The sequence below is a fragment of the Streptomyces echinatus genome, from assembly GCF_014203595.1.
GTDB classification, from domain to species: Bacteria; Actinomycetota; Actinomycetes; order Streptomycetales; family Streptomycetaceae; genus Streptomyces; species Streptomyces echinatus.
Map to the genome: position 1 here is coordinate 255515 of NZ_JACHJK010000015.1, position 15584 is coordinate 271098.

The following is a 15584-nucleotide window of genomic DNA, read 5'->3' on the forward strand; positions in this document are numbered from 1 at the left end:
CCGATGACCACACAGACCACCGCACCCGAGACCCCCGGCGCCCGCAGGACCGAGACCCCCTCCGGCCTGGTACCCCTGCCGGAGAAGGCCGGCCGCGCCCTCGCCCTCGGCGGCAGCGTACTGACCATCGTCTCCACCTTCCTCGCCTGGACCTGGACCGCCGAATTCCCCGGCGACCTCACCGTCTACGGCTACCCGGGCGGCCTCCAGGTCCTCGTCCTCGTCGGCGCGGCCCTCGCCACCCTGTTCGCCCTCGCCTCCTACGGCCTGCGAGGCCTCGGCTGGCTCACGCCCGCCGGCCCCGACGCCGCCCTGAAGTTCGCCACCCTGGCCACCTTCGCCACCAGCTGGTACACCGTCCTCGCGATCAGCAGCAAACTCGGCGGACTCGTCAACCTCGAACCCGGCGGCTTCCTCGTCGCCCTCAGCAGCCTCGCCGCCCTGGCCGGCGCGCTCGCCCTGCCCTTCCAGCGGCCCGAGCCCGAGCCGATCGACCCCGAGGACACCGGCTGGGAGAAGTTCAAGCACAGCGCCGCACACGGCTGGGAGACGATCAAGGCCGTCTTCACCGCCTCCGGCTCGCCCCGGCCCGTGCCCGCCCTCCCCTCGTACGCCGAGATCCTCATCATCGTCGCCTCCCTCGCACTGGGCCTGCTCGTCTTCACCTACGGCATCGGCACCGAGTACGACGAGCAGTTCATCGGCTTCCTGATCACCGCGGGCTTCGGCTTCGCCGCCCTCAACAAGGCCGGCCTCATCGCCCACGCCTCGCAGATCGCCTCCCGCCACCAGAACATCACCATCTGCGGCGCCTTCCTCGCCGCGGCGCTCTTCCCCTTCACCCAGACCGACGACCAGTACGCCACCCTCGGCGTCTACATCCTGATCTTCGCCACCGTCGCCCTGGGCCTGAACATCGTCGTCGGCCTCGCCGGCCTCCTCGACCTCGGCTACGTCGCCTTCCTCGGCGTCGGCGCCTACGCGGCCGCCCTGGTCTCCGGCTCCCCCAGCTCACCGTTCGACGTCCACTTCCCCTTCTGGGCCGCCGTCCTCGTCGGCGCCGCCGCCTCGCTCGTCTTCGGCGTCCTCATCGGCGCCCCCACCCTGCGACTGCGCGGCGACTACCTCGCCATCGTCACCCTCGGCTTCGGTGAGATCTTCCGCATCACGGCGAACAACCTCGACGGCACCTCCGGACCCGACATCACCAACGGCTCCAACGGCGTCTCCTCCATCCCGAACCTCGACGTCCTCGGCTTCGACTTCGGCACCCAGCACGACATGGGCGGCTTCACCATCGGCCGGTTCGCCAACTACTTCTTCCTGATGCTGATCATCACCGCCGTCGTGGTGCTGGTCTTCCGCCGCAGCGGCAACTCCCGCATCGGACGCGCCTGGGTGGCCATCCGCGAGGACGAGACCGCCGCACTCGCCATGGGCATCAACGGCTTCCGGGTCAAGCTCATCGCCTTCGCCGTCGGCGCCTCCCTCGCCGGCCTCGCCGGCACCGTCCAGGCACACGTCACCTACACGGTGACCCCCGAGCAGTACCTGTTCGCCGGCCCCATCCCGCCCAACTCGGCCTTCCTGCTCGCCGCGGTCGTCCTCGGCGGCATGGGCACCATCAGCGGCCCGCTGATCGGCGCGGCCCTGCTCTTCCTGATCCCCAACAAGCTCCAGTTCCTCGGCAACTACCAGCTCTTCGCCTTCGGACTCGCGCTCATCCTGCTCATGCGATTCCGCCCCGAGGGCCTCATCCCCAACCGGCGCCGCCAGCTCGAATTCCACGAAGAGGCCGAAGCGCCCACCCACCTGACGAAGGCGGGGGCCTGACCACCATGACCACCGACACCACCACGAAGGACACCGCCCCCGGCGCCACCGCCCCCGGCGAGACCGTCCTCGACGCCCGCGGCGTGACCATGCGCTTCGGCGGCCTCACCGCCGTACGCGGCGTCGACCTCACCGTCAACGCCGGAGAGATCGTCGGCCTCATCGGCCCCAACGGCGCCGGCAAGACCACCTTCTTCAACTGCCTGACCGGCCTCTACGTCCCCACCGAGGGCGAAGTCCGCTACAAGGGCAACGTCCTGCCGCCCAAGTCCTTCAAGGTCACCGCGGCCGGCATCGCACGCACCTTCCAGAACATCCGGCTGTTCGCCAACATGACCGTCCTGGAGAACGTCCTCGTCGGCCGGCACACCCGCACCAAGGAAGGCTTCTGGTCGGCCGTGCTCCGCGGCCCCGGCTTCCACAAGGCCGAGAAGGCCTCCCGGGACCGGGCCATGGAACTCCTGCGCTTCGTGGGCCTCGACCACAAGTCCGAGCACCTCGCCCGCAACCTCCCCTACGGCGAGCAGCGCAAGCTCGAAATCGCCCGCGCCCTCGCCAGCGAACCCGGCCTGCTGCTCCTCGACGAGCCGACGGCCGGCATGAACCCCCAGGAGACCCGGACCACCGAGGAACTGGTCTTCGCCATCCGGGACATGGGCATCGCCGTCCTCGTCATCGAGCACGACATGCGCTTCATCTTCAACCTGTGCGACCGCGTGGCCGTACTCGTACAGGGCGAGAAGCTGGTCGAGGGCGACAGCGCGACCGTCCAGGGCGACGAACGCGTCGTCGCGGCCTACCTCGGCGAGCCCTTCGAGGACGCACCCGGCGCCGAGGAGGTGGCCGAGGTGGAGGCCGCCGAGGCACACGCCGAAGCCGCCGAGGCACACGCCGAGACCGCCGAGCCGGACGCCGAAGCCGCCGAAGCCGCGGAGACCGCCGAGACGGACGCCGACACCACGGCCGACGCCGCCGACACCACCACGGACGCCGCGCCCGGCAAGGAGAACGACCGATGACCGCACTGCTCGAAGTCGAGGACCTGCGAGTCGCCTACGGCAAGATCGAAGCCGTCAAGGGCATCTCCTTCAAGGTCGAGGCCGGACAGGTCGTCACCCTCATCGGCACCAACGGCGCCGGCAAGACCACCACCCTGCGCACCCTCTCCGGACTGCTCAAGCCGGTCGGCGGACAGATCAGATTCAACGGAAAGTCGCTGAAGAAGATCCCGCCCCACCAGGTGGTCTCACTCGGCCTCGCCCACTCCCCCGAAGGGCGGCACATCTTCCCGCGCATGAGCATCGAGGACAACCTCCGCCTCGGCGCGTTCCTCCGCAACGACAAGCCCGGCATCGAGAAGGACATCCAGCGCGCCTACGACCTCTTCCCCATCCTCGGGGAACGCCGGAAGCAGGCCGCGGGCACCCTCTCCGGCGGCGAACAGCAGATGCTGGCGATGGGCAGGGCCCTCATGTCCCAGCCCAAGCTCCTCATGCTGGACGAACCGTCGATGGGCCTGTCACCGATCATGATGCAGAAGATCATGGCGACCATCGCGGAACTCAAGTCCACGGGAATGACGATCCTGCTCATCGAGCAGAACGCCCAGGCCGCGCTCTCACTGGCCGACCAGGGCCACGTCATGGAAGTCGGCAACATCGTCCTGTCCGGCACCGGCCAGGACCTGCTGCACGACGAGTCCGTCCGCAAGGCCTACCTCGGCGAGGACTGACCGCACCCACACGACAAGGCCCGCGCCCTCTTCTCCGGGGCGCGGGCCTCGTCGTACGCGTCGGGGCGGCTCAGCCCTTCTTCGCCGCCTTCTTCTCGTCGTTGTCCGCGATGACCGCCTCGGCGACCTGCTGCATCGACAGACGCCGGTCCATGGACGTCTTCTGGATCCAGCGGAACGCGGCCGGCTCGGTCAGGCCGTACTCGGTCTGCAGGACGGACTTCGCACGGTCGACCAGCTTGCGGGTCTCCAGCCGCTGCGTGAGGTCGGCGACCTCCTGCTCCAGCTGCTTCAGCTCGGTGAACCGCGAGACGGCCATCTCGATCGCCGGGACGACATCGCTCTTGCTGAACGGCTTCACCAGATACGCCATGGCACCGGCGTCCCGGGCGCGCTCGACGAGGTCGCGCTGCGAGAACGCGGTGAGCATCAGGACCGGGGCGATGGACTCCTCGGCGATCTTCTCGGCCGCGGAGATGCCGTCCAGCCTGGGCATCTTCACGTCCAGGATGACCAGGTCCGGCCGGTGCTCGCGGGCCAGCTCCACGGCCTGCTCACCGTCCCCGGCCTCGCCGACGACGGTGTACCCCTCCTCCTCCAGCATCTCCTTCAGGTCGAGCCGGATCAGTGCCTCGTCCTCGGCGATGACGACACGGGTCGTCAGCGGAGGCACGTGCGACTTGTCGTCGTCGGGCACGTCTACGGGCTGGGGCGACTCGGGGGTCACGGGGGCTCCTCGTTCAGGGCAGGGGTACTGCTGACAAGAGCGTACCTAGCTGCGGTAAGGTGGGGGCACGGCGGGGTTACCGTCGGCCTTTGATTTACAGGAAGCCCCGGTAGCCCAGCGGCAGAGGCACGGTGCTCAAACCACCGATAGCGTGGGTTCGAATCCCACCCGGGGCACTTTTCCTAACATTCCAAGGTCACGTTCTGATGCGGATGTCCACGTTCTCGTGAACATCCGCTTTTTGTCGCGTGTCACCCGCGTCGTTCTTACAGGGTCGTCACATGTACGACATCAGCACACGCAAGCGAGCCCTGGCTTTGGTGGCTCAGGGCCGCAGTCTCAATTCGGTGAGCAAGCAGACAGGCGTCTCCAGGGCTGCGATCCGCTCGTGGCAGCACCGCCTGGAGCCCCTGCCCCGCAGGACGGTCCCGGACGCCGGACCGCCTGCTGACAACTGCGCATACGCCTACCTGCTCGGCCTGTACCTCGGTGACGGGTGCATCAGCGCTCACCCTCGCGGCACCGGGCACTACCTCAGGATCGCCTGTGCCGATGCCTGGCCCGGCCTGATGCGGCTGTGCCGCGAAGCCATCACGAATGTGCGCCCCGGAGTCAGCGTGTACGCCGTTCAAAAGCAGGGGTACTCCATGATGAGTGGCTACTACCAGCACTGGCCGCACCTCTTCCCCCGGCACGGCCCCGGCAAGAAGCATGACCGCAAGATCGCGCCTGAGCCATGGCAGCAAGTCATCGTCGACGCTCACCCCTGGGAATTCGTCCGGGGCCTGATTCACTCCGACGGGTGCCGCATCACCAACTGGACGACCCGCGTCGTCGCCGGTGAGCGGAAGCGGTACGAATACCCTCGCTACTTCTTCACCAACAAGTCGGACGACATCCGGGGCCTGTACACCGGCACTCTCGACAAGCTCGGCGTCGAGTGGACGTACTGCATCCGCGACGGCATCCCCTACAACGTCTCCGTCGCCAAGAAGGCCTCCGTAGCCCTCATGGACGCCCACGTAGGCCCCAAACACTGACCCCCCGGCGAGGTTCTACTTCGGGCTGTCGTCCTCGCCGATGTGGTGGACGCGGACCATGTTGGTCGAGCCGGAGACGCCGGGCGGGGAGCCGGCCGTGATCACCACGACGTCGCCCTTCTCGCAGCGGCCGTACCTGAGCAGCAGTTCGTCCACCTGCTCGACCATGGCGTCGGTGGAGTCCACATGCGGGCCGAGGAACGTCTCCGCGCCCCAGGTGAGGCTGAGCTGGGAGCGGGTGGCCGGCTCGGGGGTGAAGGCCAGGAGGGGGATCGGCGAGCGGTAGCGGGAGAGGCGGCGGGCGGTGTCGCCCGACTGGGTGAACGCCACCAGGAACTTCGCGCCGAGGAAGTCGCCCATCTCTGCGGCGGCCCGGGCGACGGCGCCGCCCTGGGTGCGTGGCTTGTTCCGTTCGGTGAGCGGGGGCAGACCCTTGGCCAGCATGTCCTCCTCCGCGGCTGTGACGATCTTGGCCATGGTGCGTACGGTCGCGACCGGGTATTTGCCGACGCTGGTCTCGCCGGAGAGCATCACCGCGTCCGTGCCGTCGAGGACGGCGTTGGCGACGTCGGAGGCTTCGGCGCGGGTGGGGCGGGAGTGGTCGATCATCGAGTCCAGCATCTGGGTGGCGACGATCACGGGTTTGGCGTTGCGCCGGGCGAGTGTGACGGCGCGCTTCTGGACGATGGGGACGTGTTCCAGCGGCATCTCCACGCCGAGGTCTCCGCGGGCGACCATGAGTCCGTCGAAGGCGGCCACGATGTCGTCCAGGTTGGCGACGGCCTGGGGTTTCTCGATCTTGGCGATCAGCGGCAGGCGGCGGCCTTCTTCGTCCATGATGCGGTGGACGTCCCTGGCGTCGTCGCCGGTGCGGACGAAGGAGAGGGCGACGACGTCGAATCCGGTGCGCAGTGCCCAGCGCAGGTCGTCCTCGTCCTTCTTGGAGAGGGCGGGGACGGAGACGGCGACGCCGGGGAGGTTGAGTCCCTTGTGGTCGGAGATGACGCCGCCCTCGATGACGCGGGTGTGGACGCGGGGGCCGTCGATGCGGGTGACTTCGAGGCTGACCTTGCCGTCGTCGACGAGGATGCGTTCGCCGGGGCTGACGTCGGTGGCGAGGCCGGCGTAGGTGGTGCCGCACTGGTGGCGGTCGCCTTCGGCGCCGTCCTCGACGGTGATGGTGAAGGTGTCGCCGCGTTCAAGGAGTACGGGTCCTTCGGCGAAGTGTCCGAGCCGGATCTTCGGGCCCTGAAGGTCGGCGAGGATTCCGACGCTGCGGCCGGTTTCGTCGGCCGCTTTTCGTACGCGCTGGTACCGGTCCTCGTGCTCGGCGTGGGTGCCGTGGCTGAGGTTGAACCGGGCGACGTCCATTCCGGCCTCGACGAGTGCCTTGATCTGGTCGTACGAGTCGGTGGCGGGCCCCAGAGTGCAGACGATCTTTGCTCGGCGCATGGACCGAGCCTATGCCTTACCGGTGGGTAGAGAATTGGGCCCATGTGACTACTCAACAGACTTTGGGCAAAGGGTTATTGACAAGTGTTGAATTGTGCGGCGGTCCGCTCCTATGAGCGATGGTCACCAGATCGCAACCTTCTGGACCTGTTGCCGTAGGTCATGCTCAGGTCAGAATCTACGCGCGTTGTTGACCCTGCGCCAAGGAGACCTGAAGATGCCGTTGAACCGCCGGAAGTTCCTGAAGAAGTCCGCCGCCACCGGGGCGGGAGTGGCGATCGCCGGTGCGGCGGCGGCCCCGGCGGCCGAGGCGGCGGAGGGCCACGGGCCCGGGCACCCCGTGAAGCGGTACTCGCTGACCGTCATGGGCACCACCGACCTGCACGGTCACGTCTTCAACTGGGACTACTTCAAGGACGCGGAGTACTCCGACAAGGCGGGCAACGCGACGGGCCTGTCGCGGATCTCGACGCTGGTGAACCAGGTGCGCGAGGAGAAGGGCCGCTGCAACACCCTGCTGCTGGACGCCGGTGACACCATCCAGGGCACCCCGCTGACCTACTACTACGCCAAGGTCGACCCGATCACCGCCAAGGGCGGCCCGGTGCACCCGATGGCGCAGGCGATGAACGCGATCGGCTACGACGCGGCGGCCCTGGGCAACCACGAGTTCAACTACGGCATCGAGACGTTGCGGAAGTTCGAGGACCAGCTCGACTTCCCGCTGCTCGGCGCCAACGCCGTGGACGCGAAGACGCTGCGGCCCGCCTTCCCGCCGTACTTCATGAAGACGTTCCACGTGCCGGGCGCCAAGCCGGTCAAGGTGGCCGTGCTCGGTCTGACCAATCCGGGCATCGCGATCTGGGACAAGGCCTATGTCCAGGGCAAGCTGGCGTTCCCGGGCCTGGAGGAGCAGGCTGCCAAGTGGGTGCCGAAGCTGAAGTCGATGGGCGCGGACGTGGTCGTCGTGTCCGCGCACTCGGGTACCTCGGGCACGTCGTCGTACGGTGACCAGGTGCCGTACGTGGAGAACGCGGCGGCCAACGTCGCCCGGCAGGTGCCCGGCATCGACGCGATCCTGGTCGGTCACGCGCACCTGGAGATCCCGGAGCTGAAGGTCGTCAACGAGAAGACCGGCAGGACCGTCGTGCTGTCCGAGCCGCTGTGCTACGCCGAGCGGCTGACCCTGTTCGACATCGAGCTGGTGTTCAGCAAGGGCCGCTGGGAGGTCGAGTCGGTCTCCGCGTCGCTGCGCAACTCCAGCACGGTCGCCGACGACCCGAAGATCACCAAGCTGCTGGGCGACGAGCACGAGAAGGTCGTCGCGTACGTCAACCAGGTGGTGGGCCGGGCGACCGAGACCCTGACGACCGTGGACGCCCGTTACAAGGACGCCCCGATCATCGATCTGATCACCAAGGTCCAGGAGGACGTGGTGAAGGCCGCGCTCGCGGGCACCGAGTACGCCGCGCTGCCGGTGATCGCCCAGGCGTCGCCGTTCTCGCGGACCTCCGAGATCCCGGCCGGCGACGTCACCATCCGGGACCTGTCGAGCCTGTACGTGTACGACAACACGCTGGTCGCCAAGCTGCTGACGGGGGCGCAGGTGCGCGCCTATCTGGAGTACTCGGCGCAGTACTACGTCCAGACGGCGCCCGACGCGGCGGTCGACGTCGAGAAGCTGACCAATGCGAACAGCCGTCCGGACTACAACTACGACTATGTGTCGGGTCTGGCGTACGACATCGACATCGCCCAGCCGGTGGGGTCGCGGATCAAGAACCTCACCTTCGAGGGGGCGCCGCTGGACGACGCCCGGCAGTTCGTGCTGGCGGTGAACAACTACCGTGCCAACGGTGGCGGTGCGTTCCCGCATGTCGCCACGGCCAAGGAGCTGTGGTCGGAGTCGACGGAGATCCGTACCCGGATCGCGGAGTGGGTGACCGCCAAGGGTGTCCTGGACCCGAAGGACTTCGCGTCGGTGGACTGGAAGCTCACGCGGAACGGCACGCCGGTGTTCTAGGGCCGCCGTGGTGGCGGGTCGACGGCGGTGGCGGTGTCGTGGGACATGCGCCGGCACCGCCGTCCGTGGGGTTGTCGCGGCTCGGTCCGGTGGTCATCCGTCGATGAGCGGGGTGAGCCGCTTCGGCTGTCTGGCCGAGGGCACCCGCTCCGCCGGGTCGTCCAGTCCGAAGGAGGTGAAGGCCGTTCGGGTGGGCAGGGGGTACGGCTCTTTTCCGGTGAGCGAGTTGAGGATGGTGGCGCTGCGCCAGGCGGCGAGGCCCAGGTCGGGGGCGCCGACGCCGTGGGTGTGCAGTTCGGCGTTCTGCACGTAGACCGAGCCGGTGACCGAGGGGTCCAGGACGAGGCGGAACTCTTCGTCGACGCGGGGGCGTTCGCTGCTGTCGCGGCGGACGTAGGGGTCGAGGCCGGCGAGGAGGCGGCCGAGGGGGCGTTCGCGGTAGCCGGTGGCGAGGACGACGGCGTCGGTGGTGAGCCGGGAGCGGGTGTCCTGCTGGAGGTGTTCCAGGTGCAGTTCGATCTTGGTGGCGGCGATGCGGCCCGCGGTGCGGACGCGGACGCCGGGGACGAGGACGGCGTCGGGCCAGCCGCCGTGCAGGGTGCGCCGGTAGAGCTCGTCGTGGATGGCGGCGAGGGTGCCGGCGTCGATGCCTTTGTGCAGCTGCCACTGGGCGGCGACGAGCCGGTCGCGGACGGGTTCGGTGAGGGCGTGGAAGTAGCGCGTGTAGTCGGGCGTGAAGTGTTCCAGGCCCAGTTTTGAGTATTCCATCGGGGCGAACGCCTCGGTGCGGCCGATCCAGTGCAGCTTCTCGCGGCCGGGCGGGCGGTGCCGGAGCAGGTCGAGGAAGATCTCGGCGCCGGACTGTCCGGAGCCGACGACGGTGACGTGTCCGGCGGCGAGGACGGAGTCGCGGTGGGCGAGGTAGTCGGCGGCGTGGAGGACGGGTACGCCGGGGGCGTCGACGAGGGGGCGGAGGGGGTCGGGCACGTGGGGGGCGGTGCCGACGCCGAGGACGATGTTGCGGGTGTAGGTGCGGCCCAGGGCCTCGGCCTCGCCGTCGTGGTCGAGTTGGGTGTGGTCGACCTCGAAGACGTCGCGTTCGGGGTTCCAGCGGACGGCGTCGACCTGGTGGCGGAAGCGGAGGCCGGGGAGTGCCTCGGCGACCCAGCGGCAGTAGGCGTCGTATTCGGCGCGCTGGATGTGGAAGCGCTCGGCGAAGTAGAAGGGGAAGAGCCGTTCGCGGGCCCGGAGGTAGCTGAGGAAGCTCCAGGGGCTGGTGGGGTCGACGAGGGTGACGAGGTCGGCGAGGAAGGGCACTTGGATGGTGGCGCCCTCGATGAGCAGGCCGGGGTGCCAGTCGAAGCCGGGGCGCTGTTCGTAGAAGACGGCGTCGAGTTCGGCGAGCGGGTGGGCGAGGGCGGCGAGGGAGAGGTTGCAGGGGCCGATGCCGATGCCGACGAGGTCGCGTGGGGAGTCCGGCTCGTGGCGTTGGGGGTGGGTCATGCGGGGGTGCTTCCTTCGGCGAGTTTGAGCAGGTGGGCCAGGTCGTCCGGCCGGGTGTGGGGGTTGAGGACGGTGACCTTGAGCCAGAGCCGGCCGTCGGGCCGGGCGCGGCCGAGGACGGCGCGGCCCTCGTGCAGCAGTCGTCGGCGTACGGCGGCCACGGCTGTGTCGTCCGCTTCGGCCGGCCGAAAGAGCACGGTGCTGATGACGGGTGGGGCGTAGAGCTCGAAGCCGGGGTGCTCGCGGATCAGTGCGGCGAATTCGCGGGCTCGGGCGCAGACCTGGTCGGCCAGGGCGCCGAGTCCGCTGCGGCCGAGTGTTCTCAGGGTGACGGCGATCTTCAGGATGTCGGGGCGGCGGGTGGTGCGCAGTGAGCGGCCGAGGAGGTCGGGGAGGCCGGCTTCGGTGTCGTCGTCGGCGTTCAGGTAGTCCGTGTGCTGGTGGAGTGTGGTGAGTTCGCCGGGGCGGGCGACGGCGAGGAGGCCGGCGGCGACCGGTTGCCAGCCGAGTTTGTGCAGGTCGAGGGTGACGGTGTGGGCGGCTTCGAGGCCGGCGAGTTTGTCGCGGTGCCGGTCGCTGAAGAGGAGGCCCGCGCCGTAGGCGGCGTCGATGTGGAGTCGGGCGCCGTGGGCGGTGCACAGGCCGGCGATCTCGGGCAGCGGGTCGATGAGGCCGGTGTCGGTGGTGCCGGCGGTGGCGGCGACCAGGACCGGTCCGGGGAGCGCGGTGAGGGTCTCGTCGAGGGCGGCGGGGTCGAGGGTGCCGCGTGGTGTGGGGATGAGCACGGGGTCGGGCAGGCCGAGCAGCCAGGCGGCGCGGGGCAGGGAGTGGTGGGCGGCGGTGCCGCAGACGAGGCGTAGGTCGGTGCCGTGTGCCTCGCGGGCGAGGAGCAGGGCGAGTTGGTTGGATTCGGTGCCGCCGGTGGTGACGAGGGCGTCGGCGAGTCCGGCGGTGCGGGCGAGGGTGCGGGCGACGGCGGCTTCCAGGGCGGAGGCGGCGGGGGCCTGGTCCCAGGAGTCGAGGGAGGGGTTGAGGGCGCTGGCGGCGAGGTCGGCGGCGGTGGCCACGGCGAGTGGGGGGCAGTGCAGGTGGGCGGCGCAGAGCGGGTCGGCGGGGTCGGCGGCGCCTGCGGCGAGGGTGCGCACGAGGGTGTGCAGGGCGTCGGGGTCGCCGGTGTCCGGCAGGGCGTCTCCGAGGGCGTCGGCGACGCGTGCGGTGACGGTTTCCGGTCCGCCGGCGGGGAGGGGGCCGCCGCGCTCTTCGGCGCCGGTGGCGAGTGCGTCGAGCACGGTGGCGAGGAGCGGTCGCAGGGCGTCGGGGCCGCCGGGGCCGGAGGCGAGCGGCGGCGTGGTGGGGGCGTCTCCTCCGCTCATGGGCTCTCCTCCGGGGCAGGGGAACGTCCGGTGGGCCCGTGGGGCCCGGGTCTTCCGGCTTGTGGGTGGAGTTCCAGCTTGTACCGGAAGGGGGCCCTGTGTCCCGGAAGCCGGGTGAACGGAACCCGAAAGTGTGTACTGCCGTACCGGAGGAGAGCGTTGGGGGGTGGGGTGCTCGCGGCTATGCGCGGAAGTCGTCGGCGTGGTCGTGGGCCCATTGGCCGAAGGTGCGGGCCGGGGTGCCGGTGATCTGCTCCACGGTGCCCGTGATCTCCGGGGGTGTGCCGACGGTCTCGGCGAAGGTCTGCAGCAGTCGTTCGAGCAGGGACGGTGGCACGTGCGGGAAGAGTTCCGGGCCCGCCTCGGCGGGGTCGGTCTCGACGAACGTCAGCTTCCTGCCCAGCGACTCGCCGATCGCCGTGACCTGCTCGGCGTTGCTGATCGCCGCGGGGCCCGTCATCCGGTGGGCGGCGCCCTCGTGGCCGTCGTCGAGCAGGGCGCGTTCGGCGACGGCGGCGATGTCGTCCTCGTGGATGGGGGCGGAGAGTCCGGCCGCGTAGACGCCCCGGACGGTGTCGCCGGTGCGGATCTGCGGTGCGTACTGGAGCGCGTTGGTGGCGAAGGCGTTGGGGCGCAGGAACGTCCAGGCCAGGCCGCTGTCGCGGATCTGCCGCTCGGCGGTGGCGTGCATGAGGTGGATGGGGTGTGTCTCGTCGGCGCCCTCGGTGATGATGCCGCTGGACAGCAGGACGACGTGGCGTACGCCCTGGTCGCGGGCCGCGGCGAGCAGTTCGGCCGTGCAGGCCTGCGCGTAGAGGAAGAGCCTGGTCGCGCCGGTGAACAGGGCGGTGGGGTGGTCCGGCCGGAACCGCACGACCTCGGCGCGTTCGGGCAGTGCGGCCCGTCGCGGGTCGCGGGTCAGGGCGCGGACGGGCGCTCCCGCGGCGAGGAGGCGGTCGACGAGGGCACGGCCGACGTTGCCGGTGGCGCCGGTCACTGCGATCACGGTGCTGCCTTTCGTGGGCGCGGTTGGTCACTGACCCCCCGAGCCTAGGAGCGACGGCGGGTCCCTCGCGTCGTCCGCGGGGACCAGCCGTGCCCTACGTCGCCGGACCTACTCCGTGGCTTCCCCGCCGCGCACGCGCAGGGCGCGGGACAGGTCGTCCAGGCGGTCGGCGAGGGTGCGGCGCAGCGCCGGGGTGAGTTCGGTGTCGCGCAGGCAGTCCTCGCCGAGCCGCAGGGTCTCGGTGTCGACGGCATGTGCCGGGAAGCACCAGCGGCCGGCGGCGACGGCGATGGCGGGGCCGCGGCGGGCGGCGAGGGCGACCGCGTCGGTGTAGAAGCGCGGTACGTACGCGCGGACGAGTTCCTCCTGTTCGGGCTGCCAGAAGCCCTGTGCGGTGGCGGTGAAGAGGTAGTTGGACAGGTCGTCGCGGTCGTACATCGCTTCCCAGGCGGCTCGCTTGGCCTCCGGGTCGGGGAGGGCGGCGCGGCAGCGGGCGGCGCCCTCCTGGCCGGTGGCGCTGGGGTCGCGGGCCAGTTCGGCGTCGATGGCGGCTTCGTCGGTGGCGCCGAGGACGGCGAGCCGGGCGAGGATGCGCCAGCGCAGCTCGGGGTCGAGTTCCGGGCCGCCGGGCACGGTGCCGTCGGCGAGCCAGGCGGCGATGGTCTCGGGGTGGGCGGCCACGCCGATGAGGTGCCGTACGGCGATCAGGCGCAGGCCGGGGTGGTCGCCGTCCTCGGTGCGTCGCAGCAGGTCGCGGCAGAGGGAGGTGAGGGTGGTGAGGGCGGCCGGCCGGTCCTGGGGTGCGAGGTACTGCTCGGTGAGCTGGCCGGCGGCGAAGGCGAGGACGCCTTGGGCGACGGCTAGGTCGGTCTCGCGCGGCAGGTGGGCGCGGGCCGTCTCCAGGTAGGCGGAGGGCGGGAGTTCGCCGTCGCGGACGGCGTCCCTGAGGGCGTTCCAGACGACCGCGCGGGTGAGCGGGTCGGGCAGGCCGGACAGGCCGGTGCGGAGTGTGTCGAAGGAGGTGGTGTCGAAGCGGACCTTGGCGTAGGTGATGTCGCCGTCGTTGAGGAGGACCAGTGCGGGGCGTTTGCCGATGGGCTGGGGGGCGGTCTGCGGGACGTCGAGGTCGAGGCGTTCGCGCAGTACCAGGCGGCCTTCGTCGGCGACGTCGTGGTCGTACAGGCCGACGCTGAGGCGGTGCGGGCGGCTGCCGGCGCGTTCGGCGGTGAGTGTGCAGGCGCCGTCGGCGGAGGAGATCTTGGGGGTGAGGGTGTCGACGCCGGTGGTGCGCAGCCAGCTGTCGGCCCAGGCGTGTACGTCGCGGTCGGTGGCGGAGGCGAGGGAGTCGATGAAGTCGGCGAGGGTGGCGTTGCCGAACTTGTGGCGCTTGAAGTGGGTGTTGATGCCGGCGAGGAAGTCCTTCTCGCCGAGCCAGGCGGCGAGCTGGCGCAGTGCGGAGGCGCCCTTGGCGTAGGAGATGCCGTCGAAGTTGAGCAGGGCGGAGGCGGTGTCGTCGACGTTCTCGGGGGCGACCGGGTGGGTGGTGGGCCGCTGGTCGGCGTCGTAGCCCCAGGCCTTGCGGGTGACGGCGAACTCGGTCCAGGGGTCGGTGAAGCGGGTGGCCTCGGCGGTGGTCTGGTAGCCCATGTACTCGGCGAAGGACTCGTTCAGCCAGATGTCGTCCCACCACTTGAGGGTGACGAGGTCGCCGAACCACATGTGGGCCATCTCGTGGGCGATGACCATGGCGCGGGTCTGCCGCTCGGTGTCGGTGACGGCGGAGCGGTAGACGAAGTCGTCGCGGAAGGTGACCAGGCCGGGGTTCTCCATGGCGCCGGCGTTGAATTCGGGGACGAAGGCCTGGTCGTAGGAGTCGAAGGGGTACGGCTCCTCGAACTTCTCGTGGTAGCGGTCGAAGCACGCGCGCGTGATGTCGAGGATCTCGTCGGCGTCGGTGTCGAGGTGGGGGGCGAGGGAGCGGCGGCAGTGGATGCCGAAGGGCAGGCCGCGGTGTTCGGTGCGCACCGAGTGCCAGGGGCCGGCGGCGACGGCGACCAGGTAGGTGGAGATGAGGGGGGTGGGTGCGGCGTGCCAGACGCCGTCGCCGCGGTGTTCGGTGACGCCGTTGGTGAGGACGGTCCAGCCTTCGGGTGCCTTGACGGAGACGTCGAAGACGGATTTGAGGTCGGGCTGGTCGAAGGCGGCGAAGACCCGCTGGACGTCGTCCATGAACATCTGGGTGTAGACGTACGTCTCGCCGTCGCTGGGGTCGGTGAAGCGGTGCATGCCCTCGCCGGTGCGGGAGTAGCGCATGACGGCGTGGACGCGCAGTTCGTGCTCGCCGGCGGTGAGGTTCTTCAGCGGCAGCCGGTCCTCGCTCAGCGACTCCGGGTCGAGCGGCTGTCCGTCGAGCGTGGCGCTGCGCAGCTCGGCGGGCTTCAGCTCGACGAACGTGTCCCCGTCGGACCGGGTGGTGAACCGGATCGCGGTACGGGAGTCGAAGGTCTCGTCACCGGTCGTGAGGTCCAGTTCGACCGTGTACCGGTGAACGTCGAGGAACTGTGCTCGGAGCTGCGCTTCGTCGCGCGTGAGTACGGACATGCAGGACATGCTGCCTGATGGGACCGGCAGCGCACAGGGGCGGATCAGTACGCGGCTTTTGTCCCCCGTGTGCGTTCCGGGCCGTCGGTCCGGCCGGTCCCTCGTCGCTGTCCTGGCCGGGTGCCTGGTTCAGGCGTCGTGCGCCGGCCGCTCGTTGTTCGTGTCCTCGGCGATCCGCTCGTGGTGCCGGATGACCTCGGCGATGATGAAGTTCAGGAACTTCTCGGCGGGTTGGCATGCAACCCTCCGACCCCGCATGCAACGAGCAACAGCCCAGGTGGAGGCGGGAGCCGG

Annotated in this window: 11 protein-coding genes, 1 tRNA gene and 1 pseudogene; 6 read left to right on the plus strand and 7 right to left on the minus strand. The window is 70.0% G+C overall.

Annotated features, from left to right (window positions below):
* The first annotated feature begins 3 nt into the window (after positions 1 to 3).
* Genes FHS34_RS33875 through FHS34_RS33885 form a run of 3 tightly spaced genes read left to right on the plus strand, consistent with a single transcriptional unit; the run spans position 4 to position 3565 of the window.
* Positions 4 to 1833 carry a branched-chain amino acid ABC transporter permease gene (locus tag FHS34_RS33875; RefSeq protein ID WP_184972647.1) on the plus strand — a complete coding sequence of 610 codons (1830 nt, stop codon included), beginning with the start codon at positions 4 to 6 and terminating at the stop codon, positions 1831 to 1833.
* Positions 1834 to 1838: 5 nt separating this feature from the next.
* Entirely contained in the window at positions 1839 to 2852 is a 1014-nt protein-coding gene (locus FHS34_RS33880; RefSeq protein ID WP_184972649.1) for an ABC transporter ATP-binding protein, read from the plus strand.
* Positions 2849 to 3565: an ABC transporter ATP-binding protein gene (locus FHS34_RS33885; RefSeq protein ID WP_184972651.1), complete on the plus strand. Its 717-nt coding sequence runs from the start codon at positions 2849 to 2851 to the stop codon at positions 3563 to 3565. Before FHS34_RS33880 ends, FHS34_RS33885 begins: the two co-directional genes overlap by 4 nt.
* A gap of 70 nt (positions 3566 to 3635) precedes the next feature.
* Here FHS34_RS33885 and FHS34_RS33890 read toward each other — a convergent pair whose 3' ends face one another.
* Positions 3636 to 4292: an ANTAR domain-containing response regulator gene (locus FHS34_RS33890; protein ID WP_184972653.1), complete on the minus strand. Its 657-nt coding sequence runs from the start codon at positions 4290 to 4292 to the stop codon at positions 3636 to 3638.
* 103 nt (positions 4293 to 4395) lie between these two features.
* Between FHS34_RS33890 and FHS34_RS33895 the strand changes: the two genes are divergently transcribed.
* Both FHS34_RS33895 and FHS34_RS33900 read left to right on the plus strand, forming a co-directional pair.
* Positions 4396 to 4468: transfer RNA gene (locus tag FHS34_RS33895), tRNA-Leu, on the plus strand.
* 105 nt (positions 4469 to 4573) lie between these two features.
* Complete coding sequence (locus FHS34_RS33900) at positions 4574 to 5332, plus strand: helix-turn-helix domain-containing protein (protein WP_184972655.1); 759 nt, start codon at positions 4574 to 4576, stop codon at positions 5330 to 5332.
* Positions 5333 to 5347: 15 nt separating this feature from the next.
* On the opposite strand, the gene pyk is transcribed toward FHS34_RS33900, so the two are convergent.
* Positions 5348 to 6784 carry a pyruvate kinase gene (gene pyk, locus FHS34_RS33905; RefSeq protein ID WP_184972657.1) on the minus strand — a complete coding sequence of 479 codons (1437 nt, stop codon included), beginning with the start codon at positions 6782 to 6784 and terminating at the stop codon, positions 5348 to 5350.
* Between the two features lie 217 nt (positions 6785 to 7001).
* Between pyk and FHS34_RS33910 the strand changes: the two genes are divergently transcribed.
* Positions 7002 to 8807 (plus strand): bifunctional metallophosphatase/5'-nucleotidase, encoded by a 1806-nt coding sequence (locus tag FHS34_RS33910; RefSeq protein ID WP_184972659.1) that lies wholly within the window; start codon positions 7002 to 7004, stop codon positions 8805 to 8807.
* 93 nt (positions 8808 to 8900) lie between these two features.
* Here FHS34_RS33910 and FHS34_RS33915 read toward each other — a convergent pair whose 3' ends face one another.
* From FHS34_RS33915 to FHS34_RS42870, 5 genes and pseudogenes are all read right to left on the minus strand, one after another.
* Positions 8901 to 10310 (minus strand): lysine N(6)-hydroxylase/L-ornithine N(5)-oxygenase family protein, encoded by a 1410-nt coding sequence (locus FHS34_RS33915; RefSeq protein WP_184972661.1) that lies wholly within the window; start codon positions 10308 to 10310, stop codon positions 8901 to 8903.
* Positions 10307 to 11683 (minus strand): pyridoxal phosphate-dependent decarboxylase family protein, encoded by a 1377-nt coding sequence (locus FHS34_RS33920; RefSeq protein WP_184972663.1) that lies wholly within the window; start codon positions 11681 to 11683, stop codon positions 10307 to 10309. The genes FHS34_RS33915 and FHS34_RS33920 overlap by 4 nt, the downstream gene beginning before the upstream one ends.
* Positions 11684 to 11864: 181 nt before the next feature.
* Complete coding sequence (locus FHS34_RS33925) at positions 11865 to 12689, minus strand: NAD(P)H-binding protein (RefSeq protein ID WP_184972664.1); 825 nt, start codon at positions 12687 to 12689, stop codon at positions 11865 to 11867.
* 108 nt (positions 12690 to 12797) lie between these two features.
* A complete protein-coding gene (gene pepN, locus FHS34_RS33930; RefSeq protein ID WP_184972666.1) occupies positions 12798 to 15290 on the minus strand; it encodes an aminopeptidase N in 2493 nt (830 codons plus the stop codon).
* A gap of 129 nt (positions 15291 to 15419) precedes the next feature.
* Positions 15420 to 15518, minus strand: a pseudogene (locus tag FHS34_RS42870) (chorismate mutase); the annotation flags it as partial.
* Positions 15519 to 15584: the final 66 nt, after the last annotated feature.